The organism is Hydrogenophaga sp. NFH-34 (assembly GCF_021401345.1).
Classification (GTDB): Bacteria; Pseudomonadota; Gammaproteobacteria; order Burkholderiales; family Burkholderiaceae_C; genus Hydrogenophaga; species Hydrogenophaga electricum.
Window position 1 is genome coordinate 1 of the sequence record NZ_JACBGE010000027.1, and the last position, 25,651, is coordinate 25,651.

At 67.1% G+C, this 25,651-nt stretch carries 25 protein-coding genes; 13 read left to right on the forward strand and 12 right to left on the reverse strand.

Going from position 1 to position 25,651, the window contains the following annotated elements; translation table 11 throughout:
• Positions 1 to 117: 117 nt before the first annotated feature.
• Positions 118 to 1,263, reverse strand: coding sequence for an MFS transporter (locus L0977_RS21265; protein WP_234266951.1), 1,146 nt, complete (start codon positions 1,261 to 1,263; stop codon positions 118 to 120).
• Positions 1,264 to 1,447: 184 nt separating this feature from the next.
• Positions 1,448 to 2,548: a chorismate synthase gene (gene aroC, locus L0977_RS21270; protein WP_234266878.1), complete on the reverse strand. Its 1,101-nt coding sequence runs from the start codon at positions 2,546 to 2,548 to the stop codon at positions 1,448 to 1,450.
• Between the two features lie 252 nt (positions 2,549 to 2,800).
• Here aroC and L0977_RS21275 point away from each other — a divergent pair, with 252 nt between their 5' ends.
• Positions 2,801 to 3,223, forward strand: a complete 423-nt coding sequence (locus tag L0977_RS21275; protein WP_234266879.1) for a cupin domain-containing protein — start codon at positions 2,801 to 2,803, stop codon at positions 3,221 to 3,223.
• A 138-nt stretch (positions 3,224 to 3,361) separates the two neighbouring features.
• Here the strand turns inward: L0977_RS21275 and L0977_RS21280 are convergent, their stop codons facing one another.
• Entirely contained in the window at positions 3,362 to 4,018 is a 657-nt protein-coding gene (locus L0977_RS21280; protein WP_234266880.1) for a glutathione S-transferase, read from the reverse strand.
• A 157-nt stretch (positions 4,019 to 4,175) separates the two neighbouring features.
• On the opposite strand from L0977_RS21280, the gene L0977_RS21285 reads away from it, so the two are divergent.
• On the forward strand, positions 4,176 to 5,393 hold the full coding sequence (locus tag L0977_RS21285) for a polyhydroxyalkanoate depolymerase (RefSeq protein ID WP_234266881.1): 1,218 nt from the start codon (positions 4,176 to 4,178) through the stop codon (positions 5,391 to 5,393).
• Positions 5,394 to 5,412: 19 nt separating this feature from the next.
• Here L0977_RS21285 and L0977_RS21290 read toward each other — a convergent pair whose 3' ends face one another.
• Both L0977_RS21290 and L0977_RS21295 read right to left on the reverse strand, forming a co-directional pair.
• Positions 5,413 to 6,180 carry a hypothetical protein gene (locus L0977_RS21290; RefSeq protein ID WP_234266882.1) on the reverse strand — a complete coding sequence of 256 codons (768 nt, stop codon included), beginning with the start codon at positions 6,178 to 6,180 and terminating at the stop codon, positions 5,413 to 5,415.
• Positions 6,181 to 6,338: 158 nt separating this feature from the next.
• The gene (locus L0977_RS21295) at positions 6,339 to 6,809 is read right to left on the reverse strand and encodes a CBS domain-containing protein (RefSeq protein ID WP_234266883.1); all 471 of its coding nucleotides are present in this window, start codon (positions 6,807 to 6,809) and stop codon (positions 6,339 to 6,341) included.
• A gap of 137 nt (positions 6,810 to 6,946) precedes the next feature.
• Between L0977_RS21295 and L0977_RS21300 the strand changes: the two genes are divergently transcribed.
• The 3 genes from L0977_RS21300 (at position 6,947) to L0977_RS21310 (ending at position 10,482) form a co-directional block, all read left to right on the forward strand.
• Positions 6,947 to 8,260, forward strand: coding sequence for an O-acetylhomoserine aminocarboxypropyltransferase (locus L0977_RS21300; RefSeq protein ID WP_234266884.1), 1,314 nt, complete (start codon positions 6,947 to 6,949; stop codon positions 8,258 to 8,260).
• Between the two features lie 85 nt (positions 8,261 to 8,345).
• On the forward strand, positions 8,346 to 9,164 hold the full coding sequence (locus tag L0977_RS21305) for an alpha/beta fold hydrolase (protein WP_234266886.1): 819 nt from the start codon (positions 8,346 to 8,348) through the stop codon (positions 9,162 to 9,164).
• A gap of 34 nt (positions 9,165 to 9,198) precedes the next feature.
• Entirely contained in the window at positions 9,199 to 10,482 is a 1,284-nt protein-coding gene (locus L0977_RS21310; protein WP_234266887.1) for a cytochrome P450, read from the forward strand.
• A 4-nt stretch (positions 10,483 to 10,486) separates the two neighbouring features.
• On the opposite strand, the gene L0977_RS21315 is transcribed toward L0977_RS21310, so the two are convergent.
• Positions 10,487 to 11,728, reverse strand: coding sequence for a YihY family inner membrane protein (locus L0977_RS21315; RefSeq protein WP_234266889.1), 1,242 nt, complete (start codon positions 11,726 to 11,728; stop codon positions 10,487 to 10,489).
• A gap of 21 nt (positions 11,729 to 11,749) precedes the next feature.
• Here L0977_RS21315 and L0977_RS21320 point away from each other — a divergent pair, with 21 nt between their 5' ends.
• The 6 genes from L0977_RS21320 (at position 11,750) to L0977_RS21345 (ending at position 16,807) form a co-directional block, all read left to right on the forward strand.
• Positions 11,750 to 12,229: a DUF2069 domain-containing protein gene (locus tag L0977_RS21320; protein WP_234266891.1), complete on the forward strand. Its 480-nt coding sequence runs from the start codon at positions 11,750 to 11,752 to the stop codon at positions 12,227 to 12,229.
• Positions 12,226 to 13,668, forward strand: coding sequence for an FAD-binding oxidoreductase (locus tag L0977_RS21325; RefSeq protein WP_234266892.1), 1,443 nt, complete (start codon positions 12,226 to 12,228; stop codon positions 13,666 to 13,668). The genes L0977_RS21320 and L0977_RS21325 overlap by 4 nt, the downstream gene beginning before the upstream one ends.
• A gap of 1 nt (position 13,669) precedes the next feature.
• On the forward strand, positions 13,670 to 14,482 hold the full coding sequence (locus L0977_RS21330) for a thymidylate synthase (protein ID WP_234266894.1): 813 nt from the start codon (positions 13,670 to 13,672) through the stop codon (positions 14,480 to 14,482).
• Positions 14,483 to 14,618: 136 nt separating this feature from the next.
• A complete protein-coding gene (locus tag L0977_RS21335) occupies positions 14,619 to 15,527 on the forward strand; it encodes a DMT family transporter (protein ID WP_234266895.1) in 909 nt (302 codons plus the stop codon).
• A gap of 4 nt (positions 15,528 to 15,531) precedes the next feature.
• A complete protein-coding gene (locus L0977_RS21340; protein WP_234266896.1) occupies positions 15,532 to 16,032 on the forward strand; it encodes a dihydrofolate reductase in 501 nt (166 codons plus the stop codon).
• A gap of 10 nt (positions 16,033 to 16,042) precedes the next feature.
• Positions 16,043 to 16,807 carry an exodeoxyribonuclease III gene (locus tag L0977_RS21345; protein WP_234266897.1) on the forward strand — a complete coding sequence of 255 codons (765 nt, stop codon included), beginning with the start codon at positions 16,043 to 16,045 and terminating at the stop codon, positions 16,805 to 16,807.
• Between the two features lie 77 nt (positions 16,808 to 16,884).
• Here L0977_RS21345 and ntrC read toward each other — a convergent pair whose 3' ends face one another.
• From ntrC to L0977_RS21375, 6 genes are all read right to left on the reverse strand, one after another.
• Complete coding sequence (gene ntrC / locus L0977_RS21350) at positions 16,885 to 18,456, reverse strand: nitrogen regulation protein NR(I) (protein ID WP_234266898.1); 1,572 nt, start codon at positions 18,454 to 18,456, stop codon at positions 16,885 to 16,887.
• A 38-nt stretch (positions 18,457 to 18,494) separates the two neighbouring features.
• Positions 18,495 to 19,619 carry a nitrogen regulation protein NR(II) gene (glnL, locus tag L0977_RS21355; protein WP_370465313.1) on the reverse strand — a complete coding sequence of 375 codons (1,125 nt, stop codon included), beginning with the start codon at positions 19,617 to 19,619 and terminating at the stop codon, positions 18,495 to 18,497.
• Positions 19,616 to 20,134: a hypothetical protein gene (locus tag L0977_RS21360; RefSeq protein ID WP_234266899.1), complete on the reverse strand. Its 519-nt coding sequence runs from the start codon at positions 20,132 to 20,134 to the stop codon at positions 19,616 to 19,618. The genes glnL and L0977_RS21360 overlap by 4 nt, the downstream gene beginning before the upstream one ends.
• Before the next feature lie 215 nt (positions 20,135 to 20,349).
• Entirely contained in the window at positions 20,350 to 21,765 is a 1,416-nt protein-coding gene (gene glnA, locus L0977_RS21365) for a type I glutamate--ammonia ligase (protein ID WP_234266900.1), read from the reverse strand.
• Positions 21,766 to 22,039: 274 nt separating this feature from the next.
• The gene (locus tag L0977_RS21370; RefSeq protein WP_234266901.1) at positions 22,040 to 22,888 is read right to left on the reverse strand and encodes a competence/damage-inducible protein A; all 849 of its coding nucleotides are present in this window, start codon (positions 22,886 to 22,888) and stop codon (positions 22,040 to 22,042) included.
• Complete coding sequence (locus tag L0977_RS21375; RefSeq protein WP_234266902.1) at positions 22,885 to 23,781, reverse strand: EI24 domain-containing protein; 897 nt, start codon at positions 23,779 to 23,781, stop codon at positions 22,885 to 22,887. The genes L0977_RS21370 and L0977_RS21375 overlap by 4 nt, the downstream gene beginning before the upstream one ends.
• Positions 23,782 to 23,875: 94 nt before the next feature.
• Between L0977_RS21375 and L0977_RS21380 the strand changes: the two genes are divergently transcribed.
• Both L0977_RS21380 and L0977_RS21385 read left to right on the forward strand, forming a co-directional pair.
• Positions 23,876 to 24,715 (forward strand): alpha/beta fold hydrolase, encoded by an 840-nt coding sequence (locus L0977_RS21380; RefSeq protein WP_234266903.1) that lies wholly within the window; start codon positions 23,876 to 23,878, stop codon positions 24,713 to 24,715.
• 204 nt (positions 24,716 to 24,919) lie between these two features.
• Positions 24,920 to 25,648 (forward strand): DUF2726 domain-containing protein, encoded by a 729-nt coding sequence (locus L0977_RS21385; RefSeq protein WP_234266904.1) that lies wholly within the window; start codon positions 24,920 to 24,922, stop codon positions 25,646 to 25,648.
• The last annotated feature ends 3 nt before the right edge of the window (positions 25,649 to 25,651 follow it).

Sequence of the window (25,651 nt, forward strand, 5' to 3'; positions counted from 1 at the left end):
GGTGGTTCTGGCATTCTTGTGGCTGTTCATCCGGGGGGATTCCTCTGAGAGTTCTGAAGCGTCGTAACTCCAGTCTCCCAGACCCTTCCGGGTTAACAACCTATTGAGACATCACAGCTAGGCCGCGTGTTCTATGCGGCGCAGGCGCCAGGCGCACAGCGTCGCCACCAGCGCGCAGGCCGACGACAGCCAGAACACGCTCGCCAGCCCCAGGCGCTGCGACAGCACCCCGCCGCCGAGGCCACCGATCACGCCCGGCAGGCCGTAGCCGATCACGGTGTAGAGCGCTTGCCCGCGTCCGCGCAGCCGGCCGGGAAAGTGGTGCGAGATGAGCGCGATGCAGACCGTGTGGTGGGCGGCGAAGGTGATGGCGTGCAGGGCCTGGGCCGCCAGCAGCAGCGGCCAGACCTGTGGCAGGCCGGCCGTCAGTGCCATGCGCAGCGCCATCAGCCCCGCGGCCAGCACCAGCCAGCCGGTGAGGCTCAGGCGCGGCAGCCAGCGGCCCTGGGTGAAGAACCAGCCGATTTCGATCACCACCGACACCGCCCACAGCAGGCCGATCACCGTCTTGCTGTAGCCCAGGCTGTCCAGGTAGAGCGAGAAAAAGACGTAGATGAAGATGTGCGAGAGCACATGGAAGAACACCGCCGCGAAAAACCAGCGCACCGGCGGCTGGCGCAGCAGCGGCCAGATGGCGGGGTGGTCGGTCTCCTGGTGCGCCGCTTCCCGGTGGTCCGGCAGGCACCAGACGCTGGCCACCACCGCCAGCAGGGTCGCCAGGGTCCAGCCCGGGAAGTGGCCCAGGCCGAAACGCTCGAACCACCAGCCCGCCACCATCACGGTGACCAGAAAACCCAGCGAACCCCAGAGGCGCACCCGGCCATAGCGCTTCGGATCGAACGCCCCGCCCTGGCTGACCAGGTGCGCCAGCGCCGCCTCGCTCATGGGCATCATGGCGCTGGTGTGGGTGAACATCAGCAGCAGCACCCCGAACAGCGCCACCGGCCCGAGCGGGAACCACAGCGCCAGCGAAAACACCAGCGCCGCCGTGGCCCCGTAGCGCAGCAGCTTGACGCGCTCACCCGTGCGGTCGCTCAGCGTGCCCCAGGCGTAGGGCGCAAACAGCCGCGTGGCCGACTGCACCGAGGTCAGCACGCTGATGGCGAGCAGCCCGAAGCCCAGGTCTTTCAGCCAGAGCGGCAGGTAGGGGTTGAAGAAGCCGATGTGCGCGAAGTAGCTCGCGGACAGGGCGGCAAACGGCAGGAGCTGTTGGCCCCCACGCTCCGCCGCTGCGCGGGTCGCTGCCCCCCGAGGGGGTGCGGATTCCGCTTGGGGCGGCCCGGCGCTGAATCCCTGCCCCCCACGCTCTGCCGTTTCACGGGTCGCTGCCCCCCGAGGGGGCTGATCCGCCTTGGGGCGGCCCTGCGGCAGATCGTTGCTGCTCTGCTCAGGCACGTCCAGCCGCGGCAATATCGGGCGTGTCCACGTGTACGTCGCCACACTGCGCGCGGTGGCGCAACGCGTGGTCCATCACCACCAGGGCCAGCAACGCTTCCATGATGGGTGCGGCGCGGATGCCCACGCAGGGGTCGTGGCGGCCCTTGGTGATGACCTCGGTCGGCGTGCCCGCCACGTCGATGGAGTCGCGCGGGATCAGGATGGAGCTGGTGGGCTTGATGGCGACCGACACGTCCAGGTCCTGCCCGGTGCTGATGCCGCCGAGCACGCCGCCGGCCTTGTTGCCGGCAAAGCCGCCAGGCGTGAGCGCATCGCCATGGGTGGAGCCCTTGTCGGCGACCGACGCAAAGCCGGCGCCGATCTCCACGCCCTTGACCGCGTTCAGACCCATCATGGCGTGGGCGATGTCGGCGTCGAGCTTGTCGTACAGCGGCTGGCCCAGGCCCACCGGCATGTTCTTCGCCACCACGCGCAGGCGCGCGCCGCACGAATCACCGCTCTTGCGCAGCGCGTTCATGTAGTCCTCCAGCGCCGACACGTCGGCCACCGGGGCGAAAAACGGGTTGTTCGGCACATGGTCCCAGCTCTCGAAACCGATGGGGAGCTCGCCGACCTGCGTCATGCAGGCGTGAAAGGTGGTGCCGAACTTTTCCTTCAACCACTTCTTGGCCACCGCACCGGCCGCCACCGTCGGCGCGGTCAGGCGGGCCGAGCTGCGGCCACCACCGCGCGGGTCGCGGATGCCGTACTTTTGCCAATAGGCGTAGTCGGCGTGGCCCGGGCGGAAGGTCTGCAGGATGTTGCCGTAGTCCTTGCTGCGCTGGTCGGTGTTGCGGATCAGCAGGGCAATCGGCGTGCCGGTGGTCTTGCCTTCGTAGACGCCGCTGAGGATTTCGACCGCGTCGGGCTCGTTGCGCTGGGTCACGAACTTGCTGGTGCCCGGGCGGCGGCGGTCCAGATCGTGCTGGATGTCGGCCTCGGTCAGCGCCATGCCGGGCGGGCAGCCGTCGATCACGCAGCCGATGGCCGGGCCATGGGATTCACCGAAGTTGGTGATGCAAAACAGGGTGCCGAAGGTGTTGCCGCTCATCCGGCGATTATCCCCGACGCCATCCCCGGGCCCACAGCCCGCGCTGGTGCATGCACCGCCTCCCGCCGGGCAGGCGGATCCCCGGCCAGCGCCGCAACGGTGCACCCCACAGCGCCAGGCAACGTGCGCCGGGCCCTTGCCGTGCACGCCGCACCAGCGCGAACCCCGATGCACCGTGGAATGCTTTGTGCATCACGCAAAGCGGCCAGGCACAGGCCGCCTCCAACCCCCTCACACCGAAAGGAACGCACCATGCTGGACCGGACCGGAACCCTCTTCTCCCACGTCAAACCCGCCGACACCGACTTCAAGGGCGGCGGTCTGCGCGATTTTTTCCTGTATCGCGACCTGGGGGTCGCCGAGGCCACGCACGGCAAGGTGATCGCACACCTGGTGAAGGCCAACCTGCCACCCGATGGCGGCACGGGCTGGCACCGCCACGAAGCCGACTTCCAGATCGTGATCATGACCAAGGGCTGGGCCAAGTTCATGTACGAGGACAAGGTCACCCTGGTCGAGGCCGGCGACGTGGTGCACCAGCGCCCCGGCATCCGCCACTACCTGTTCGACTACTCGCCGGACATGGAATACCTGGAAATCGTGTCGCCGGCCGACTTCAAGAGCGTGGATGTCGACCCGGTTTGCGACATTCCCCCGCCCACCCCCTGGCCGTGAAGAGGCCTCCCTGCGCCGCTTGACGGCGCCCCCCTCCGTGGCGCGCCTTCGGCGCTTGGTGGGTGACGGCACCTGTGACCGGGCCCAGCCCGTTCCACGGTGCCCTGGCCTGAAGGCCGCAACAGGCGAAGGCGTGGATCAGAACTCCGCGTCGAGTTCGTCGATTTCGTCCGGCTCGGCCTGGGCCGCGGCCACCCATTCGCGCATGGCCGGCAAGGCCATGATGTGGCCGCAGTAGGCGGCGCAGGCTTCGGGCATGTCCACGTCATAGGTCAGGAAACGCGTGACCACCGGCGCGAACATCGCGTCGGCCATGCAGGGTTTGGCACCGAACAGGTATGGGCCGCCGTAGGTTTCCAGGCAGTCCAGCCAGATCGCCTGGATGCGCTCGATGTCGGTCTTGGCGCGCGACCAGATCTTGAACCCCGGAAACCGCCCCTTGATGTTCATCGGCAGCGACGACCGCAGCGCCGAAAACCCCGAGTGCATTTCGCCGCAGATCGCGCGGCAATGGGCGCGGGCCGCCCGATCGGCCGGCAGCAACCCGGCCTTGGGCTTGATCTCGTTGAGGTATTCGCCGATGGCCAGCGTGTCCCAGACATGCACGCCATCGTGATCGATCGCCGGCACCCGCATGGACGACGACAACAACAGCATCTCGGCCTTCATGTCCGGGTCGTCGGGCGGGATCACGTGCTCGGTGAAATCGAGCTTGACCAGTTTCGCCATGAGCCAGCCACGCAGGGCCCAGGCGCCGTAGTTCTTGCTGCTGATGGTCAATACCGCTTTGGCCATGACAAGTTGCTCCTCTGAGGCCAGACGCTCAGCAAGCCTTGTGCCATCTGCAAACGGTCTGACCGGGCCTCCACGCACCAGGGCGGTGCAATGGCTGCGGCCGACGTGAGCTGGCCCACAAATTGCTGCCAGCCCCGGCATCCACAGGAAGATGCTCATGCTGTACCAGGCCTATCAGCTCCAGAACGACCTGCTGTCGCCCCTGCGCCTGCTGGCCCAGAACCTGAGCGCCACGCTCTGGGTCCGGGACACCGAAAAAACCCTGCTGCGCCAGATGTCCGCCGCCTGCGAGGTGATTTCCCGCCTGCGGCTGACACACGCCCGGCCGGCCTACGGCATCGACAGCGTGCTCGTCGGGGAGCGCGAGGTGCCAGTGAACGAAGAGGCTGTGCTCAAACTGCCTTTCGGCACCCTGCTGCGCTTCCGCAAGAACGCCGACGGCCTGCCCCCCCAACCCCCCGTGCTGCTGGCCGCGCCCCTGTCCGGGCACTTCGCCACGCTGCTGCGCGACACGGTGCGCACCCTGCTGCAGGACCACGACGTCTACATCACCGACTGGCACAACGCCCGCGATGTCGGCCTGCGCCACGGCGCCTTCGGGCTGGAGGACTACATCAGCTACATGATCCGGTTTCTGGAGACGGTCGGTGAAGGCGTGCACATGGTCGCCGTCTGCCAGCCCTGCGTGGCGGCGTTGGCCGCCACCGCCGTGATGGCCGAGGACGACCACCCCGCCACCCCGCGCAGCCTGACGCTGATGGCCGGCCCGGTGGACTGCCGCGTCAACCCCACCGAGGTCAACCGCCTGGCCACGGGCAAACCCATCGAATGGTTCGAGAAGAACCTCATCAGCCATGTGCCATTGCCGCACGCCGGCTTCATGCGACGCGTCTACCCGGGCTTCGTGCAGCTGACGGCCTTCATGAGCATGAACATGGAGCGCCACCAGCAATCGTTCCAGCACATGTACGAGCACCTGGTCGAAGGCCGCTCCGACGAAGCCCGCACCATCCAGACCTTCTACGACGAATACCTGGCCGTCAACGACCTGCCGGCCGAGTTCTACCTGGAAACCGTGGAAAAGGTGTTCCAGACCTACGACCTCGCCCTGGGCAAGCTGCAGTACCGGGGCCGCACCGTGAACCCGGGCGCCATCCGCCGCACCGCGCTGATGACGGTGGAAGGCGAGCGCGACGACATCTGCGCCATCGGCCAGACCGTCGCCGCACAGGACCTGTGCAAGAACGTGCGCCCCTACCTGAAAACGCACCACATCCAGACCGGCGTGGGCCACTACGGTGTGTTCAGCGGCCGCAAGTGGAACCAGCAGATCTACCCGCGTGTGCGCGAGGTGATCCACTCGGTGGCGGCTTGAGAGCGGCCAAGCGCCCTTCTCAGCGCACCCACATGCGTTCGCGACCGAGATCGATCACCTGACGGTCAGCCACCTCCAGCACCTTGCGGAAGCGCACGACCGTCCTCATCCGCTGGTAAGTGGATTCCACCTGGGCCACCGTGCCGCCTACGGGCGTGACGGTATGGCCATTCTGCATGTAGCCGGATGCTTGGTAGTCCGTTCCGACGTGGTGGTCCTTGCGACGCATGGTGTAGATAGAAATGTCGTCAGACACCAGCGCGTAGCGCCCCGGTCCCACGCCCGATATCACGAAGTTCCCGCTGGCATCGGTGCGCGCCATCCACGCCTGCCGAAACACCTTCGGATGGGGAATATGGTTTTCGATGCGGGTATTGTTGCTGGTGAAAAACCCATTGCGGTCCTGCCGGTTTTTCTCATCCAGCTGCAGCCACTGCTGCACGTGATCGGTCAGCGGCATCAGCCACACCCGGATGTTGGCGGCCGACTGCTCGTTCGAGCCAACACCCAGCAACCCGTCTTCGACACCCGCATCCCGGCCATGGCGGACGATCCGGTGATACAGCCCGCCCTGGATGCGAGCGTTGCCCGCCACCAGCCGTGTCCGAGCCTGCTTCTCGTCGAAAGCGGGCGCCTGCACAGGCACGTCGACCGGGGTGCCCAGCCATTTTTCCTTCTGTTTCTGCTCGCGCGCCACTTGGTACGGGTCCAGAGTCAGGCAACCGCCCAACAACATGACCGAAGCCATCAACCCAACGCGCAGCCCAGCGTCCTTCGTCGCTTTCATCATCGTTCTCCCTGTTTCGTCATAACGGCGCCGGCAAGCGCCGCAACAGGGATTCTAGATATTCGCGAAGGCAACACCCTGGGACGGGTTCCCCGCCCTGTGCAGGCAGCAAAAAGCCCTGCTATGCAGGGCTTTCCAGGGGCGTAGCGCCAATGCCTTCAGGGCAGGTTCGGTTCGTTCTTGCCTTCCGGCTCTTCCTCGGGCCAGTCGCGGATGTAGGCCTTGAGCATCTTGTTCTCGAAGTTCTGGGCATCGACCACGGCCTTGGCCACGTCGTAGAAGCTGATCACGCCCATGAGCATGCGGTTCTCGATCACGGGCATGTAGCGCGCGTGGCGGTCCAGCATCATGCGGCGCACCTCGTCCATCTCGGTGGCCATGGTGCAGGTCAGCGGGCCCGGGTCCATGGCACGGTAGACCGTCGTGGCCGCGAAGCTGCCGCCGTTCTTGACCACCGCCTGAATCACTTCGCGGAAGGTCAGCATGCCCACCACCAGGCCGTTGGCCATGACCACCAGCGACCCGATGTCTTTTTCGGACATCAGCTTGGCAGCGTCGGCCAGATGGTCTTCGGGTGTGATGGTGTAGAGCGTGTTGCCTTTGACACGCAGGATGTCACTGACCTTCATGGCGCTTCTCCTCGGGATAGGTGCTGTCGCCGGCTGGGCTGGCGTGGGTATGAATATAGCCCACAATCCGCCCTGAAACGCAGGCAGCGCGCCACCCCGACCTGCGATGCACCCGCCTTTTTCGAGGAGACCCCGACATGCCCGGTTATTCCGACCCCGGCTTCGACACGCTGGCGCTGCACGCCGGTGCCGCGCCGGACCCCGCCACCGGCGCGCGCGCCGTGCCCATCCACCTGACGACCTCCTTCGTCTTCGAATCCAGCGATCACGCCGCCGCCCTGTTCAACCTGGAGCGCGCCGGCCACGTCTACAGCCGCATCAGCAACCCGACCAACGCGGTGTTTGAACAGCGCATGGCGGCGCTGGAAGGGGGCATCGGCGCCATTTCGGTGGCCAGCGGCCAGGCGGCGCTGCACCTCTCCATTGCCACGCTGATGGGCGCGGGTTCGCACATTGTCGCCAGCACCGCGCTCTACGGCGGCAGCCAGAACCTGCTGCATTACACGCTGCGGCGCTTCGGCATCGAGACCACGTTCGTGAAGCCCGGCGACATCGACGGCTGGAAGGCCGCCGTGCGGCCCAACACGAAACTGTTCTTCGGCGAGACCGTGGGCAACCCGGGCCTGGACGTGCTGGACATCCCGACGGTGAGCCAGATCGCGCACGAGGCGAAGGTGCCGCTGCTGGTGGACAGCACGCTGACCACGCCCTACCTGATCAAGCCCTTCGAGCACGGCGCCGATCTGGTCTACCACTCGGCCACCAAATTCCTCAGCGGCCACGGCACCGTGATCGGCGGTGTGGTGGTGGACGCTGGCAGCTTCGACTGGGATGCCTCGGGCAAGTACCCCGAGCTGACCGAAGCCTACGACGGCTTCCACGGCATGACCTTCAGCGAAGAGAGCACCGTCGGCGCCTTCCTGCTGCGCGCACGACGCGAAGGCCTGCGCGACTTCGGCGCCTGCCTCAGCCCTCACAGCGCCTGGCTGATCCTGCAGGGGCTGGAGACGCTGCCGCTGCGCATGGAGCGCCACATGGGCAACACCGAGAAGGTGGTGGCTTTCCTCGCCAGCCACCCGCTGGTGAGCCGCGTCGGTCACCCGCTGCTCGAATCGCACCCCAGCCACGCGCTGGCGAACAAGCTGCTGCGCCACGGTGCCAAGGGTGCCGGCTCGGTGTTCAGCTTCGACATCCAGGGATCGCGCGAACAGGGCAAGGCCTTCATCGAAACGCTCAAGATCTTCAGCCACCTGGCCAACGTGGGCGACTGCCGCTCGCTGGTGATCCACCCCGCCAGCACCACGCACTTCCGCATGAGCGACGAGGCACTGGCGGGCGCCGGCATCGGCCCCGGCACGATCCGCCTCTCCATCGGCCTGGAAGACCCGGACGACCTGATCGACGATCTGAAGCGCGCGCTCAAAGCGGCAGAGAAGGCGGGGAATCAATGAGCCCCCACGTTCATCACTTCGTGTATTCACTGCCCCCCGAGGGGGCGAAGGCCTCCCTTGGGGCGGCCCGGCGGGAGGCCTGAACATGGAACTGCAAGTCAACGGCGCCAAGACCTACTGCTACACCGGCGGCAAGCCCTTCGATGCCGCCAAGCCCACCGTGGTCTTCATCCACGGCGTGCTCAATGACCACAGTGTCTGGATCCTGCAAAGCCGCTACCTCGCGAACCACGGCTTCAACGTGCTGGCGGTCGACCTGCCGGGCCACTGCAAGAGCCAGGGCGAAGCGCCGGCCACGGTGGAAGAAGCGGCCGACTTCATCGGCGCCCTGCTCGATGCCGCGGGCGTGCAGAAGGCCGCCCTGATCGGCCACAGCTGGGGATCGCTGATCGCCATGGAAGCCGCGGCCCGCCTGAAAGACCGCATCACGCACACGGTGCTGGTGGGCACAGCGTTCCCGATGAAGGTCTCGCCCGCGCTGATCGAGGCATCGCTGAACGAACCCGAGAAAGCGCTGGCCATGGTCAATGTGTTCTCGCGCTCCACGCTGGCGGCCCCGCCCTCGGCCCTGGGCCCGGGCACCTGGGTCTACGGCGCCGGCATGGCGCTGGGCCGGCGCGTGCTGCGCAGCAACCCGGCGGTGAACGTGTTCCATCGCGGCTTTGTGGCGTGCGACCGCTACACCGGCGGCGAAGCGGCCATGGCCGCACTCACCAGCCCGGTGCTGTTCCTGCTGGGTGGGCAGGACCAGATGACGCACCCCAAGGCGGCACAGGGCCTGATCAACGCCGCGAAGGCGGCCGGCCAGAAGCTGCAGGTGGTGACGCTGCCGGTCGGCCACCACCAGATGACCGAAACGCCGGACGCCACGCTGTTCGCCATCCGCGATTTCCTGCGGGCCTGACACCATGGTCACGCCCGAGCAGATCACCCCGCCCATGAGCGGGGACCGCGCCCGCGAGATCGCCGCCGGCTTCGACCTGCGTGCCCTGCCACCGGACTTTCTGGCCAACCCGTTCCCGGTCTACGCCGCGCTGCGCGAACACGACCCGGTGCGGCGCATGCCCGACGGTTCGCTGTTCCTCACCCGCCACGCCGACCTGATGGCGGTGTACCGCGACGCGGCGCTGTTCAGCTCCGACAAACACGTCGAGTTCGCGCCGAAATACAACGTGCCCCCCTTCGGCAGCGACACGGAGCCCGCGCCGCTGTACGAGCACCACACCACCAGCCTGGTGTTCAACGACCCGCCGCTGCACACGCGCGTGCGCAAACTCATCATGGGTGCGCTCACGCGCCGCGCCATCGCCGACATGGAGCCCGGCCTGGTCGCGCTGGTCGACAGCCTGCTGGACCGCATCGAGGACCAGGGCGGCGGCGATCTGATCGAAGACTTTGCCGCCGCCATTCCGGTCGAGATCATCGGCAACCTGCTGGGCGTGCCCCACGCCGAGCGCGCCCCGCTGCGCGACTGGTCGCTGGCCATCCTGGGCGCGCTCGAACCCGTGCCTACACCCGCGCAGCACGCGGCGGGCAACCGCAGCGTGACCGAGATGCTGGCCTATCTGCGCGGCCTCGTCGCCGAACGCCGCCGGCACCCCGGCGACCCGGAGCGCGACGTGCTCACGCGCCTGATCCAGGGCGAAGCCAGCGGCGAAAAGCTCAGCGAGGTCGAGCTGCTGCAGAACTGCATCTTCCTGCTCAACGCCGGCCACGAAACCACCACCAACCTGATCGGCAACGGCCTGGTGCTGATGCACGAACACCCCGCCGCGCGCGAAGACCTGCTCAGCGACCTGTGCGCGCACGCGGGCCAGATCGAGACCCTGGAAGCCATCCTGAGCCGCGCGGTGGACGAGTGCCTGCGCTTCGAGTCGTCCAACCAGTTGGGCAACCGGCGCGCGCTCCAGGCGGCGCAGGTGGGTGGTGTCGACCTGTCCACGGGGGCCCTGGTCACGCTGTGCATCGGCGCCGCCAACCGCGACCCGGCGGTGTTTCCCGACCCGGACAGGCTGGACCTGCGGCGCGAACCCAACCGCCACCTCGCGTTTGGCTTCGGCATCCACCAGTGCGCGGGCCTGAGCCTGGCGCGGCTCGAAGGCCGCATCGCCATCGGGCGCTTCCTGCGCCGCTTCCCGCGTTTTGAGCTGAGCGCTCCGCCCGAACGCGGTGGCCGCGCCCGCTTCCGGGGGTTCCTGGGCGCCCCGTTCCGGATCGGCTGACCGGTCAGGGCACCGACGGTGCCGCCAGCGCCTGCGCCACCGTCATCTGCCGCAGCCCGCTGGCGGCCCAGAAGGCTTCGGTGCTGCGCGAGGCCGGCACCAGCAGGCGCTCGGCCAGCGGCGCCAACGGCAGGTTCGCCGCGTCCTGCAGCAGCACGTAGCGCTCGTCCTCCTCGTCCAGCCGCCCCAGCCAGTCCAGCCCCACCAGGGCACCCACCGGGTCTTCCAGGTGCAGTGGGTCCACGCGCAGGGCCTGGGCAATGGCCTCCAGGCTCAGCCCGCGCTGCGGCCCTTCGCGCACCGCCTGCAATTGGGCCAGGGTCTCCAAGGCCAGCTGGAAACGCCAGCCCGGGTAGTTGCCACGCCGCGCGATGCCTGCCAGCAGACTGGGCAGGTAGGCCGCCACCACCGCCCCGAGCAGCACGATCACCCAGGCCACGTAGAACCAGACCAGCAGAATCGGCACGGTGGCGAACGTGCCGTACACCACCGAATAGGTCGGCACGGTCTTGAGGTACCAGCCCAGCACGCTCTTGGCCAGCTCCAGCCCCAGCGCCACGAACAGGCCGCCGGTGAGCGCATGGCTCCAGCGGACACGGGTATTGGGCACGTAGCGGTAGAGCGCGGCCACGCCGCCCATGACCAGACCGAACTGCAGCGAATCGAGCAGGAAGCGCACGCCGCCGGGCAGCGTCGAGACCAGCCCGCGCGAAGCGCTCAGCGCGTAGGAGGTGACCGTCAGGCTGCCCGCCAGCAGCAGCGGACCCAGGGTGAGCACCGCCCAGTACACCAGGATGCGCTGGGTCAGTGGCCGGCTCTGGCGCACGCGCCAGATGTCGTTGAGCTTGCGGTCGATGGTCAGGATCAGCGCCAGCGCCGTGACCAGCAGCACCAGCGCACCCGCCCAGCCCATCTGCCCGGCTTTCGCGGCGAACTGGCTCAGGTAGGCAAGCACCTGTTTGGCGATGTTGTCCGGCACCAGCCGGGCCACCAGCCAGTGCTGCAGGGTGTCCTGCAGGCGCGCAAACATGGGAAAGGCGCTGAAGATGGCCAGTGCCACGGTGAACAGCGGCACCAGCGAAATCGTGGTGGTGAAGGTCAGGCTGCTGGCGGTCACGCCCAGGCGGTCTTCGCGGAAGCGCTCGCGCAGGGTCAGGGCCGTGGTCCGCCACGGAAACGCCAGCAGATGGCGCCACAGCAGGCCCAGCAGGGCCGGCACTTCGCGCACACGCTCGGATACAGTCATCCCGGTATCATGCCACCTGCCATGCCCGCCGCGCCCGAGTTGTCTTCCCCGCCCCCCGTATCCCCCGCCCTGAACGCACCGGTCGCCACCGTGCGCTGGACGCGCCGTCTGGCCGTGGGCAGCGTGCTGGGGCTGATCGTGCTGGGCCTGGCCTGGGAACTCTGGCTGGCCCCGCTGCGTCCGGGCGGTTCGTGGTGGGTGCTCAAGGTGCTGCCGCTCACGCTGCCCCTGTCGGGCCTGCTGCGCCACCGCATGTACACCTACCGCTGGCTCAGCCTGTTGGTGTGGCTCTATTTCACCGAAGGTGTGGTCCGTGCCACCAGCGAGCAGGGCCTGTCGGCCTGGCTGGCCGGCATCGAGGTGTTGCTGTGCCTGCTGCTGTTCGTGGCCTGCGCCGCCCACGTGCGCCAGCGCCTGAAGGCCGCCGGCAAGGAAGCCGTGGCCGCCGATGCCGCCCGCCATGCCGAGGAAGCCACCAGCCCAGCCCGTACCCAGCCATGAATCCGCTGCTGATTCACACCTTGCGCCAGGCCGTGGGCCCGGCCCACGTGCTCACCCCCGATGACCCGGACACCGATCTGGTGGCCTGGGAGCAGGACTGGCGCCGGCGCGCGCGCGGCCGGGCGCTGGCGGTGGTGCGACCGGCCAGCACCGCCGAGGTGGCGGCCGTGGTCAAGGCTTGTGCGGCAGCCAACGTGAGCATCGTGCCGCAGGGTGGCAACACCGGTCTGGTGGTCGGCTCGGTGCCCGACGACAGCGGCACCCAGGTCGTGCTGTCGCTGACGCGGATGCAGGCCATCCGCGCGCTGGACGGCGACAACCTCACCATCACCGTGGAAGCGGGCTGCGTGCTCCAGACCGTGCAGGAAGCGGCGGATCGCGCCGGCTTCCTGTTCCCGCTGTCGCTCGCGGCCGAAGGCAGCTGCACCCTGGGTGGCAACCTCGCCACCAATGCCGGCGGCACGCAGGTCGTGCGCTACGGCAATGCCCGCGAGCTGTGCCTGGGCCTGGAAGTGGTCACCGCGCAGGGCGAGGTCTGGCACGGTCTGAGCGGCCTGCGCAAGGACAACACCGGCTATGACCTGCGCGACCTGTTCATCGGCAGCGAAGGCACGCTGGGCATCATCACCGCGGCCACGATGAAGCTCTACCCCCGGCCGGCGGCGCAACTCACCGCCTGGGCGGCCGTCCCGAACCTGGAAGCCGCGGTGGCCCTGCTGGGCCTGGCCCACGGGCACCTGGGCGCCGGGCTGACCGGCTTCGAGGTCATGGGCCGCTTTGCGCTCGGCCTGGTGGCCCGGCACATGCCGCAGTTGCGCGTGCCCTTCATCGACCAGGCCGACATTCCCTATGGCGTGCTGCTGGAAAACAGCGACAGCGAATCCGAAGCCCACGCCCGGGCCCAGTTCGAGCGCCTGCTGGAAACCGCCTTCGAACAGGGCCTGGTCAGCGACGCCGTGGTGGCCGAGAACCTGCAGCAGGCGCACGGTCTCTGGCACATCCGCGAGAGCATTCCGCTGGCGCAGGCCGAAGAAGGCCTGAACATCAAGCACGACATCAGCCTGCCGGTCTCGCGCATTCCGGCGTTCTGTGCCGACACCGACGCGCTGCTCGCGCGCCAGATCCCTGGCGTGCGCCTGGTCAACTTCGGCCACCTGGGGGACGGCAACCTGCACTACAACGTGCAGGCTCCCGCCGAGGGCGATCCGAAGGCCTTCCTGGCCGAACACGAAACCCGCGTCAACCACCTGGTGTTCGACCAGGTGCTCCAATTCGGGGGCTCCATCAGTGCAGAACACGGCATTGGCAGCCTCAAGGCCGCCACGCTGCCCCACTACAAAGACCCGGTCGCGCTGGCGCTGATGCGCACGCTCAAACAGGCGCTGGACCCCCACAACCTGCTCAACCCCGGCCGCGTGCTGAGCGCACCGCCCCCCTGACATGACCACCCGCCCCGTCCGCTCGCAATACGAAGACTTCATGCGCCATGTGCACACCCATGGGGTGCACAAGAGCGACCGCACCGGCACCGGCACGACCAGCGTGTTCGGCCACCAGATGCGCTTCGACCTGAACGAAGGCTTTCCGCTGGTGACCACCAAGAAGGTGCACCTGAAGTCCATCATCCAGGAACTGCTGTGGTTCCTGACCGGGTCGAGCAACAACAACTGGCTGCGCGAGCGCGGCGTGACCATCTGGGACGAATGGGCCCAACCCGATGGCGACCTGGGCCCGGTCTACGGCGTGCAATGGCGCTCATGGCCGACGCCCGATGGCGGCCACATCGACCAGATCGCTGAAGTGGTCAAGACCCTGAAAACCAACCCGGACTCGCGCCGCATCATCGTCAGCGCCTGGAACGTGGCCGACCTCTCCAAGATGGCGCTGATGCCCTGCCACGCCTTCTTCCAGTTCTATGTGGCCGAGGGCCGGCTCAGCTGCCAGCTCTACCAGCGCAGCGCCGACATCTTCCTGGGCGTGCCGTTCAACATCGCCAGCTACGCGCTGCTCACCCACATGCTGGCGCAGCAGTGCGACCTGCAGGTGGGCGACTTCATCTGGACCGGCGGCGACTGCCACATCTACAGCAACCACCGCGAACAGGTCGAGCTGCAGCTCTCGCGCCAGCCCTTCCCCTACCCCACGCTGCACATCAAGCGCCGGCCGCCTTCGATCTTCGACTACGCCTACGAGGACTTCGAGGTGCAGGACTACCAGCACCACCCGGCCATCAAGGCACCCGTCGCGGTGTGACCCAGCACTGCTGCGCCGCCTGGCGCGGCAGCGGCCTGCCGCTGCCGTTCTCCGCCCACGCCAACCCGCCCTACCTTGTTCGCAGGCGCCCCTTCAGGCTCCGGGTGAACAGGCCCGTCCCGCATTCCTTGCACCCATGATCACCCGCCGCCAACTCTGGGGCCTGCTGGCCCTGACCCTCATGTGGGGTGTCAACTGGCCCATGATGAAGCTGTCGCTGCAACAGCTCACGCCGCTGTATTTCCGCGCCAGCACCATGCTGCTGGGCGCAGCCTGGCTGTTCGTCTGGGTGGCCTCGCGCGGCGAACGCATGTGGCCGACCGGGCGCGAGTGGGGCGTCATCGCCGCCCTGGGGCTGCCCAACGTGCTGGGCTGGCACACGCTGTCGATCTTCGGTGTGCAGGAGCTGGCCTCGGGCCGGGCCGCCATCCTGGGCTTCACCATGCCCATCTTCACGGTGCTGCTGGGTGCGGCCTTCTTCGGCGAACGCATCACGCCGCGCGTGCGGCTGGCGGTGGTCTGCGTGAGCATCGCCATCGGCCTGCTGCTCTGGCACGAGTTGCAGCGCCTTTCGGGCCGCCCGGCGGGCGTGGCCTGGATGCTCGGAGCGGCCGCCTCGTGGGCGCTGGGCACCCTCCTGTTCCGCCGTGCGCGGCTCACCCTCTCCGCGCTGGTGGTCACCGTCTGGATGCTGCTGCTGGGCAGCGTCGTGGTCGGTGTGCTGGCCATCGCGCTGGAGCCGCTGCCCCAGCCGGCGCGCTTCAGCGGCGTCATGTGGCTGAGTCTGTTCTACGGCGTGATCATCAACTACGGCTTCGCCCAACTGATCTGGTTCGGCCTGGCGCGCGAGCTGCCCCCCGCCACCAGCGCCATGAGCGTGATGGCCATTCCCCTGGTGGGCACGCTCAGCGCCACCTTCATCACCGGCGAAATGCCGCACTGGCAGGACTGGTTCGCCATGGTGTTCGTGATGGTCGCCATCGCCAGCGTGCTCTGGCCGGCCCGCGCGGCGCCCTCTGGTGGCACGACCGGCGCGGCACAATGACGGCATGACCGCGACCACCCGCCTGAACCTGATCTACGCCCGCGCCGCCAACGGCGTGATCGGCCTGCGCAACGCCCTGCCCTGGCACCTGCCCGAAGACCTGGCCCACTTCAAGCGCACCACCCTGGGCTGCCCCGTGATCATGGGCCGCAAGACCTGGGATTCGCTGCCGCCGAAGTTCCGGCCGCTGCCCGGGCGCCTCAACATCGTGCTCACCCGCGATCCGGGCTGGCACGCCGACGGCGCCCAGGTCGCCCATTCGCTCGAAGCCGCCCAGGCGCTTTGCCCGCCCGCCGGCGAGGCCTGGGTGATCGGCGGTGCCCAGGTCTACGCACAGGCCCTGCCCCTGGCCAGCCGGGTGGTGGTGACCGAAATCGCGGCCAATTTTGAAGGCGATGCGTTCGCCCCCGTGCTCGGCCCCGAATGGCAGGAGGCCGAGCGTCAGACCGGCATGAGCGCCCAGGGCCTGGCCCTGGCTTTTGTGACCTATGTCCGCACCCCTTGAAGGGTCTCCCATGAAACTGGCCACCTGGAATGTGAACTCCCTCAACGTCCGCCTGCCGCAAGTGCTTGACTGGCTCGCGACCAACCCCGTCGATGTGCTGGCGCTGCAGGAGCTCAAGCTCACCGACGACAAATTCCCCGTTCAGGCCTTCACCGACGCCGGCTATCACGCGCAGTGGTTCGGGCAGAAAACCTACAACGGGGTGGCGCTGCTGAGCCGCTCGCCGGCTGCAGAGGTGGTGCGCAACATCCCTGGCTTCGAGGACGACCAGTCGCGCGTGCTGTGCGCCACCATCGAGGGCATCCGCGTGATCGGTGCCTACTTTCCCAACGGTCAGGAGCGCGGCAGCGACAAGTTCGCTTACAAGATGCGCTGGCTCGACGCTCTGCGCGCCTGGGTCCAGGACGAACTCAGCCGACATCCGCAACTGGTGCTGATGGGTGACTACAACATCACCTTTGACGACGCCGACGTGTGGGACCCGGTCGGTCTGCACGAGACCATCCACTGCACGACCGAAGAACGCACCCAGCTGCAGTCGCTGGTGGCCCTGGGCCTGCACGACGCGCACCGGCTGTTCGAACACCCACCCAAGACCTTCAGCTGGTGGGACTACCGCATGCTCGGCTTCCAGAAGAACCGGGGCTTGCGCATCGACCACATTCTGGTCAGCGAAGCGCTCAGGGCGCGCACCAGCGCCTGCGAGATCGACCGCGCCCCGCGCAAGAACAAGCAGCCCAGCGACCACGCTCCCGTGGTCATCACCCTGGACTGAAGGCCCTGCCCCCAGGGGCCCGGCCGCCCCGCGCGGCCCCATCGGCCCCGTGGCAGGGACATCGACCGGACCACGGATCAGAGGTCGTCCAGACCCAGTTCCTGAATCTTGCGGGTGATGGTATTGCGGCCGATGCCCAGTTTCTGCGCCGCCTCGATGCGGCGCCCGCGCGTGTTGGCCAGCGCCGTCTGGATCAGCAGGGTTTCAAAGCGGCGCGTGAGCACATCCCACACATCGTGGCGCCCGGCCTCCAGCAGCATCTGGGCCTCGCGGCGCAGACCGCCTTCCCAGGACATCCCGGTGCCGTCGGCCACGGGCGCGGTCGCGGGCACACCCAGGCCATTCGCCACAGGCATTTCCGGCACCGCGATCGGCAAAGCGACCGCAGGCGCGGGCATGGCGGGCGGCATGGTCAGCGGCACCGGAGGGCTCCACTCGGCCGCTGGCGGGGGGCTCTCGCTGAGCGCCACCGCACCGGCCCCGGCGCCAGCCAGCACCTCGGGCGGCAGATCCTTGACCTCGATCACCTGGGCCGGCGCCATCACCGTCAGCCAGTGGCAGACGTTTTCCAACTGCCGCACATTGCCCGGGAAATCGAAACCGCTGAGCAGGCGCAGAGCCGAATCGGCGATGCGTTTGGGCTCCACGCCGAGCTGCTTGGCGCTCTGCTGGAGAAAGTAGCGCGTGAGCATGGCCACGTCTTCGCGACGTTCGCGCAAAGCCGGCAGGCGCAGGCGGATGACGTTGAGACGGTGGAACAAGTCCTCGCGGAACACGCCTTCCTTGACGCGCTGCTCCAGATTCTGGTGGGTGGCGGCGATCACGCGCACATTGGCTTTGACCGCACTGTGCCCACCCACGCGATAGAAGTGCCCGTCCGACAGCACCCGCAGCAGGCGGGTCTGCAGGTCGAACGGCATGTCGCCAATTTCGTCGAGGAACAGCGTGCCGCCCTCGGCCTGCTCGAAGCGGCCGCGCCGCATGGTCTGCGCCCCGGTGAAAGCCCCGCGTTCGTGGCCGAATAGCTCACTCTCCAGCAGGTCCTTGGGAATCGCGGCGGTGTTGATGGCCACGAACGGACCGCTGGCACGCGGCGAGTGCTTGTGCAGCGCGCGCGCCACGAGCTCCTTGCCCGAACCGGACTCGCCGGTGATCAGCACCGTGACGTTGCTCTGGCTCAGTCGGCCGATGGCACGGAACACGTCCTGCATCGCCGGCGCCTGCCCCAGCATTTCGGGAGCGGCCGACACCGATTCGATGGCGACCTCTTCGCGCTGGCTTTCTTCGACCGCACGGTGGATCAGCTCGACCGCCTTGGGCAGATCGAACGGCTTGGGCAGGTATTCGAAAGCCCCGCCCTGGAAGGCGGAGACCGCACTGTCCAGATCGGAGAAGGCGGTCATGATGATCACCGGCAGGCCCGGCAGCTTTTCCTTGACCCGCTCCAGCAGCTCCAGGCCAGACCCTCCGGGCATGCGGATGTCGCTGACCAGGATCTGCGGACCTTCGCTTTCCGGAGCGTCGGTCAGTGCCTTGAGCACTTCCTGCGGGTTGGTAAAACTGCGGGTGGGCAGGTTCTCGCGCAACAGCGCCTTTTCAAGCACGAAGCGGATCGATTGGTCGTCATCCACTATCCAGATCGGCTTCATCGGCGGTGTGTTCCTTCCTCAGGCGGCGTGTGTGGGTATCAAGGCAACGGAATCAGGATCTTGAAGTCCGTGTGACCCGGCACGCTCTCACACTCGATCAGGCCATGGTGCTGCTGGATGAAGGTTTGCGCCAACGTCAGCCCCAGGCCAGAACCGCCATCGCGTCCCGACACGAGCGGGAAAAAGATGCGGTCCTTGATCGAGTCCGGCACACCGGGCCCGTTGTCGATCACATGCAATTCCAATGCCAGCCGATAACGCTGTTTACCAAAGGTAACCTGCCGGCCCACGCGCGTGCGGAAAGTGATCTGCGCGTCGCCCGCGGCGATGCGGTCGGCCAGCGCCTGCGCCGCGTTGTGGGCAATGTTGAGCACGGCCTGGATCAGTTGCTCGCGGTCGCCGCGAAAGTCGGGAATCGAGGCATCGTAGTCCCGCACCACTTTCAGCCCGCGCGGAAACTCTGCCAGGATCAGCGAGCGCACGCGCTCGCAAACCTCGTGGATGTTCACATCGCCGACCACGTGCGGGCGCCGGTGCGGCGCCAGCAGCCGGTCCACCAGCGACTGCAGGCGATCGGCCTCGTGGATGATGACCTGCGTGTATTCGGTCAGTTGCTTGTTGTCGAGCTCCAGCTCCAGCAACTGCGCGGCGCCACGGATGCCGCCAAGCGGGTTCTTGATCTCGTGCGCCAGGTTGCGGATCAGCTCTTTGTTGGCCTGCGCCTGATCCATCAGCCGCTCTTCCCGCTCCTGCCGCGTCTGCTGTTCCAGAGGCAACAGCTCGACGATGATCTCTCCGGCGGTATCGGTCTGCGCCACGACCACATGGACCGGCAAAGGCTCATAGCTCAGGCGGCGCAAAAAAGCGTCGTACCGCAGGGCCGCGTACTCGTTTTCGCTGGCCCCGTTGAGCGCGCTCTGCAGCAGCGTGGGTTCGGTGAAACAGTCCTGCAGCGGTGCGCCGGTGATGCTGCGCCGAGACATGCCCAGGGCATCTTCGAGCGCCGCATTGGCAAACAGCACCGTACCGTCCCGGGACACCACCGCCACCAGCGTGGCCAGCAGGTCCAGGGCGTGAAAACGGTGGGACGGCGAGACTGCCGTGGCTGCGCCCTTGCTGGACTTGGAAAGAAGGGGGATGAGTGGCTTTTTCAAGCCCCCTATTGTGCCGTGCTCACACCCGCCGCTGGCAAGCGGGAGAGCTCCCGCCGAATGCTGTTGACATCACTCTCGGCCCGGTCCAGGGAGGCCTTGAGTTCGGCGACCCGGTCCAGATAGCGCTGGTGGTTGCGCCCTTCGATGCCCTGCTTCTCCGGCTCGCCATTGGCATAGGCCTGGCGGGCCGCGGTCAGGCGCTCTTCAGCCTTGCGCAGTTCGGACTCCAGGATGGCACGGGCATCGCTGTCCCGCGCCCGCTGGGCCGGGCTGTCGATGCGGGAAGCGGTGGGCCTCGGTTCGCTCGCGCTGCGCGGCGCGGCAGCGGCCTGCTGCTGCGGTTGCGTGCCCTGCACCACGGTCAGGTTGCCCCCTTCCATGAGCTTGCAACCACGCGCTTTGGCCGCTTCGGCGTTGTTCGTGTACTCGTTGCCACAGCGGTAGATGCGCTCCTGCGCGTGAGCGATCGACAGGGTGCCCATCACAGCCACGGCCAGCGGAAGGAGAAGGGATTTCAAGGGCATCGGATCAACGGAATCGGGGGATCGACAGAGCGGACGCCACCTGCAATGGGTGAAGCCATGCAACGAATGTATCAGTATGACTGAAAAACCCCGCGAAAGTGCCATCCGCCCACCGCCAGCACCGGCCTTTGCCAGCACCCGGAAAAAAGAAAACGGCCCGAAGGCCGTGGGTTCCGTGGACCAGCGGTGCGAAACAGAACCGCACCGCGCTGGCATCACAGGCTGTAGTACATGTCGTACTCGACCGGGTGCGGCGACATGCGGAAGCGCGTGACTTCCTGCATCTTCAGATCGATGTAGGCATCGAGCATCGGGTCGGTGAACACACCACCCTTGGTCAGGAACGCGCGGTCCTTGTCCAGGTATTCGAGGGCCTGATCCAGGCTCGAGCACACGGTCGGGACCAGCTTGTCCTCTTCCGGCGGCAGGTGGTACAGATCCTTGGTGGCGGCTTCGCCCGGATGGATCTTGTTTTCCACGCCGTCCAGACCCGCCATCATCAGGGCCGAGAAGCACAGGTAGGGGTTGGCGGAAGGATCGGGGAAACGCGCTTCGATACGGCGGCCCTTCGGGTTGGCCACGAACGGGATGCGGATCGAGGCCGAGCGGTTGCGGGCCGAGTAAGCCAGCTTCACCGGGGCTTCGAAGCCAGGCACCAGACGCTTGTACGAGTTGGTGCCGGGGTTGGTGATGGCGTTCAGGGCACGGGCGTGCTTGATGATGCCGCCGATGTAGTACAGGGCGAAATCGCTCAGGCCGGCGTAGCCGTCACCAGCGAACAAGTTCTTGCCGTCCTTCCAGATGGACTGGTGAACGTGCATGCCGGAGCCGTTGTCGCCCGCGTAAGGCTTGGGCATGAAGGTGGCGGTCTTGCCGTAGGCGTTGGCCACGTTCCAGACCACGTACTTCAGGACCTGGGTCCAGTCGGCGCGCTCGACCAGGGTCGAGAACTTGGTGCCGATTTCGTTCTGGCCAGCGCCCGCCACTTCGTGGTGGAACACTTCGACGGGGATGCCCAGGGATTCGAGGATCAGGGACATTTCGGCGCGCATGTCCTGCGTGCTGTCGACCGGGGGCACCGGGAAATAACCGCCCTTGACGGTGGGACGGTGACCGCGGTTGCCGCCTTCGAGCTTGGCACCGGAGTTCCAGGGAGCTTCGTACTCTTCGATCTGGAAGCCGACGTTGCCCGGCTCGTTTTTCCAGTAGACGTTGTCGAAGATGAAGAACTCGGGCTCAGGACCGAAGAAAGCCGTATCGCCCAGGCCGGAAGCCTTCAGGTAGGCCTCGGCGCGCATGGCGATGGAGCGCGGGTCGCGCTCATAGGGCTTGCCATCGCTGGGCTCGATCACGTGGCACTGCAGGTACAGCGTGGTTTCTTCGAAGAAGGGATCGATGTTGGCCGTGTTGGCATCGGGGATAAGCAGCATGTCGGATGCTTCGATACCCTTCCAGCCAGCGACCGAGGAGCCATCGAAAGCGTGGCCGGCGGAAAACTTGTCTTCATCGAAAGCCGAGATCGGCACGGTGACGTGCTGTTCCTTGCCACGGGTGTCGGTGAAGCGGAAATCAACGAACTTGACGTCGTTGTCCTTCACCAATTGCATCACGTCTGCGACGGTCTTTGCCATCAAATGCTCCTGTTGCTGAGTGGGTGGTAATCAAAAAAAGAGACCCTTTTGACTAGCATCATTCATGCCATCAGGGCCCGCTGCGCCGCATCACCCGGCTGAACACGGCGCACACGGACGGGGATTATCACCGAGCCCATGCGCCACAAAGGTTCCCGCAGGATCGCTGGCGGCCCTTGTCTGCCCCCTCCAGCCCGCAGCGCGCACTGCACCGGATCGAAAGCACCTCATGCGCACCAAAATGGATCAAACGGACAATCCCAATTTGGTGCATTCAATTTTGCACCATCTCGGGGCCCAAATCGGCCCCGAAGCCGCGCAGCCCAGCCAGCAGCTGCGCGAACGCAGGCGTCACCGCTTCGGGCTCCCCTTTGACCCCCAGTTCGATATGGCGGCCGAATTGCGGGTGGTCGACGCTGGGCAGACTGAACACCTTGACCGCGTGCGCCTGCTCGATGGCCTCCATCAAAGGCGTGAGCGCGGCTTCCATGGCCCCGAACACCACCACCGAGCGCTCCTGCCAGCTGCCCTGGCGGTGCAGATGTCGGTAATCGGTGTCGAGCAGGTTTTCGATCATCGGCCAGGCCATCACCGGAAAACCGGGCACGAAGTGCACCGTGCCGCCGCCAGGACCATCGCACGAGAAGCCGGGGATGCGGTTGTAGGGGTTGGCCACGATCCGGGCCTGCGCGGGGAAGACGCCCATGTTGTAGCGGTGCACGTTGTCGGGCCGCTCCGCGTCGAACACCTCGCCCTTTTCCGCCGCCGTCTCCCGCATGCGCTGTTCGATCAGCGCCCGGGCTTCGGGGTGCAACACCAGCGGCTGACCCAGCGCAGCGGCCGCGCACTGCCGGGTGTGGTCGTCCGGCGTGGCGCCAATGCCGCCGCAGGAAAACACCACGTCCGCCGAAGCAAACGCGTCGCGCAAGGCGGCCGTGATCCGGCGGGGATCGTCCCCCACCAGCAACGACCAGGACAGGGCCAGTCCCCGTGCCTGCAGCAGCTCGACCACCTTGGGCAGGTGCTTGTCGGCCCGTTTGCCCGAGAGGATTTCGTCGCCGACGATGATCAGGCCGAAGGCCGGAGCGGAGGACAGGGAAGCATCGGGGGGCAAGGCACTCAAGAAGGGTCTCCGGAAACAGGGGGCAGAACCGGCGGTTCGGGGCTGGACACTGGCGCCGGGGAACGCATCGCCCCGGCCTCCACCACATCCACGGCGGCGGCCGTGCCCCGCAGGCGCTCCAGTGCGGCCAGGCAGTAGTGCACGAACCAGAGCGAAGCAAACGCCAGCACCAGGGTGTAGATCCAGATGGCCACCGGCACCAGCAGGGGTGCCAGGGCGATGAACAGCGCCCCCGAGGCCCAGAGCACGCTGGGCGCCGCCCCCAGATACCCTGTGAGCACGCCCATCAGCAGCAGGCGCCCCCGGTGCACGCGCATGAGAGTGCGGCGCTCGTCCGCACTGGCGTGCACGGCCAGCGCGTCGAACGCAAACACCCGGTAGGTGAGCCAGCCCCAGATCAGGGGTGGCAGGATCAGCACCAGCGGGGGAATCAGCCACAGCGGCATCGACAGCAACAGCGCCACCAGCGCCATGGCTGTCACGCCCAGGGACCAGAACAGCCCCCCCAGCCAGGTGCCGCCCCGGCGGCGCTCCAGCGTCGGAAAACGCCGCTGCGCCACCAGCTCCACGATCGCCGGCGTCATGAACAGCGCCACCAGCAGCAGGCACAGCAAGACGATGACCGGCGTGGCGATCATGAGCACCAGCAACGGCGCGAACACCGTGCGCATGCCGTCCAGACCGACGCGCTCCAGCCAGCCCAGGAAAGCCTGCATCAAGGCATAGTCGTTCAGCCAGGCGGCTGTGGCCGCCACCGCCGACTCCCAGTAAAAATACCCCAGCCCGAAGGACAGCAGGATCATCAGCACCAGCGGCAGGAACGACAGGCCAATCACCTTGGGATGCAGGCAATAGGCCACCGCGCGCCAGAACGCATCTAACAGCAACTTCATGGTGCCAAGAATACGGCATCCGCCTGGCCTTTGCCGGCCAGGGTCCGGGACGCGGGTGACATCCCGCACGGCGCCGCGGCGCTAGCATCGCGGCATGTCCGAACCCGCTGCCCAGACCGTAAAAATCGAAGGTGTGACGCTGGAAGTCGCCCACATTCCCGGCCCCACCGACCGCGCACCGCTGGTGTTCCTGCACGAAGGCCTGGGTTGTGTGGACCTGTGGCCCCAGCGCGGACGCCACTGGCCCCAGACACTGTGCGAAGCCACGGGCCGTGCCGGCTGGCTGTACTCGCGCCGCGGCTACGGCCGCTCGGACCCGATTCCCGATGTCCGTGGCCCCTCGCGGCAAGCCGGCTTCTGGCGCTCCGGTCGCCACCAGCCCGACTACATGCATGAAGAGGCCTGGACCGTGCTGCCTGCCCTGTTGACCGCCCTCGGCGTGCAGCGGCCGGTGCTCGTGGGCCACTCCGACGGCGCCACCATCGCGCTGCTGCACGCCAGCCGCCATGACACGACCGGCTGCGTGGTCATGGCCCCGCACGTGATGGTCGAACCGGTGTCGCTGCAGGCGATCGCGCAGGCGCGGGACCAGTACCTCCTGCCGGGCAGCGACGGCCGGCCCGGCTTGCGCGATCGCCTGGCCCGCTACCACCACGATGTCGACAACGCCTTCTGGCAATGGAACGACGTGTGGCTCAGTGAGGACTTTCGCCCCTTCGACATCCGGGCCGAGTGCGCCCGGATCACCGCGCCCCTGCTGGCCATTCAGGGCGAAGACGATGAATACGGCACACTGGCCCAGATCGAGGACATCCGCCGCGCGGCGCCCCACGCCCGCCTGGCTGTACTGCCCCAATGCGGACACAGCCCCCACCGTGACCAGCCCGACCTTCTGCAACAGCATGTGACAGATTTCCTCGCCTCGCTGGGCTGAACCGGTGCTACCGGCCTTCCTGCCGCCGGATGCCTGCTGCGCGAATTTCGCGCCATTTGATGGCGAAACACCCTCAAATCCGGCCAACCTTCCGAGATTTCGGCAGTAAATCACGGAACCATTCGACATACGGAGGTCACATCCTCGTGACTTGTCGCACCTGCCCGTCTACACTTTGACACACCCGGATGCCCCTTCCCCTTCATGAATCCTTGGTCCAACCCCTGGCTGCTGTCTGCGCTCGCCCCGCTGTGCCTGGCGCTGGGCGCCTGGGCATACAGGACCTGGGACAACCGGCGCACCCGGCGGCAGCGCCGCATCCCCAAACACTGGCCCCTGAACACCCGGCATGTGGCCAACAGCGAGGAAGTGCGTGTCTGGCACTGGCTCGCGCGGGCTTTCTATGACCACCACATCCTGATCAAGGTGCCCGTCACCCGGTTCACGCTGCCGCGCGACCAGGACCAGGGCATGGACTGGTACAAGCTGCTGGCCGGGGTGTATTGCACGTTCACGGTCTGCCGCTCCGACGGGCGGGTGATCGGCTGCATCGACGTGCCCGGTCGCTCCGGCATCCCGCGCAGCACCCGCGCACTCAAGAACTCGCTGCTCACCCAGTGCGGCATGCCCTACTGGGTGGTGCACTCGTCCAACCTGCCCACGGTGACGGAAATCCGCGCCGAATTTTTGGGCGAGACCCCCACCGCCCAGGCCATGCGCGAGCGTGAACGCGAAGAGCGTGCCGTCATCGCCGCGCAGAACAACCTGCGCAGCGCGATCCAGCGCCAGCGCAGCAACCGCGGCAGCAGCGACTTCGGACCCGTGTCCTCCTGGCCCACCAGCACCACCGGCGATTCGCGCGCCGATGCCTCGCAGTGGCAGGACAATTCTTTCCTCGTCCCGCTGGACAGCCGCAAGGGCGAACTGCTCTGAAAA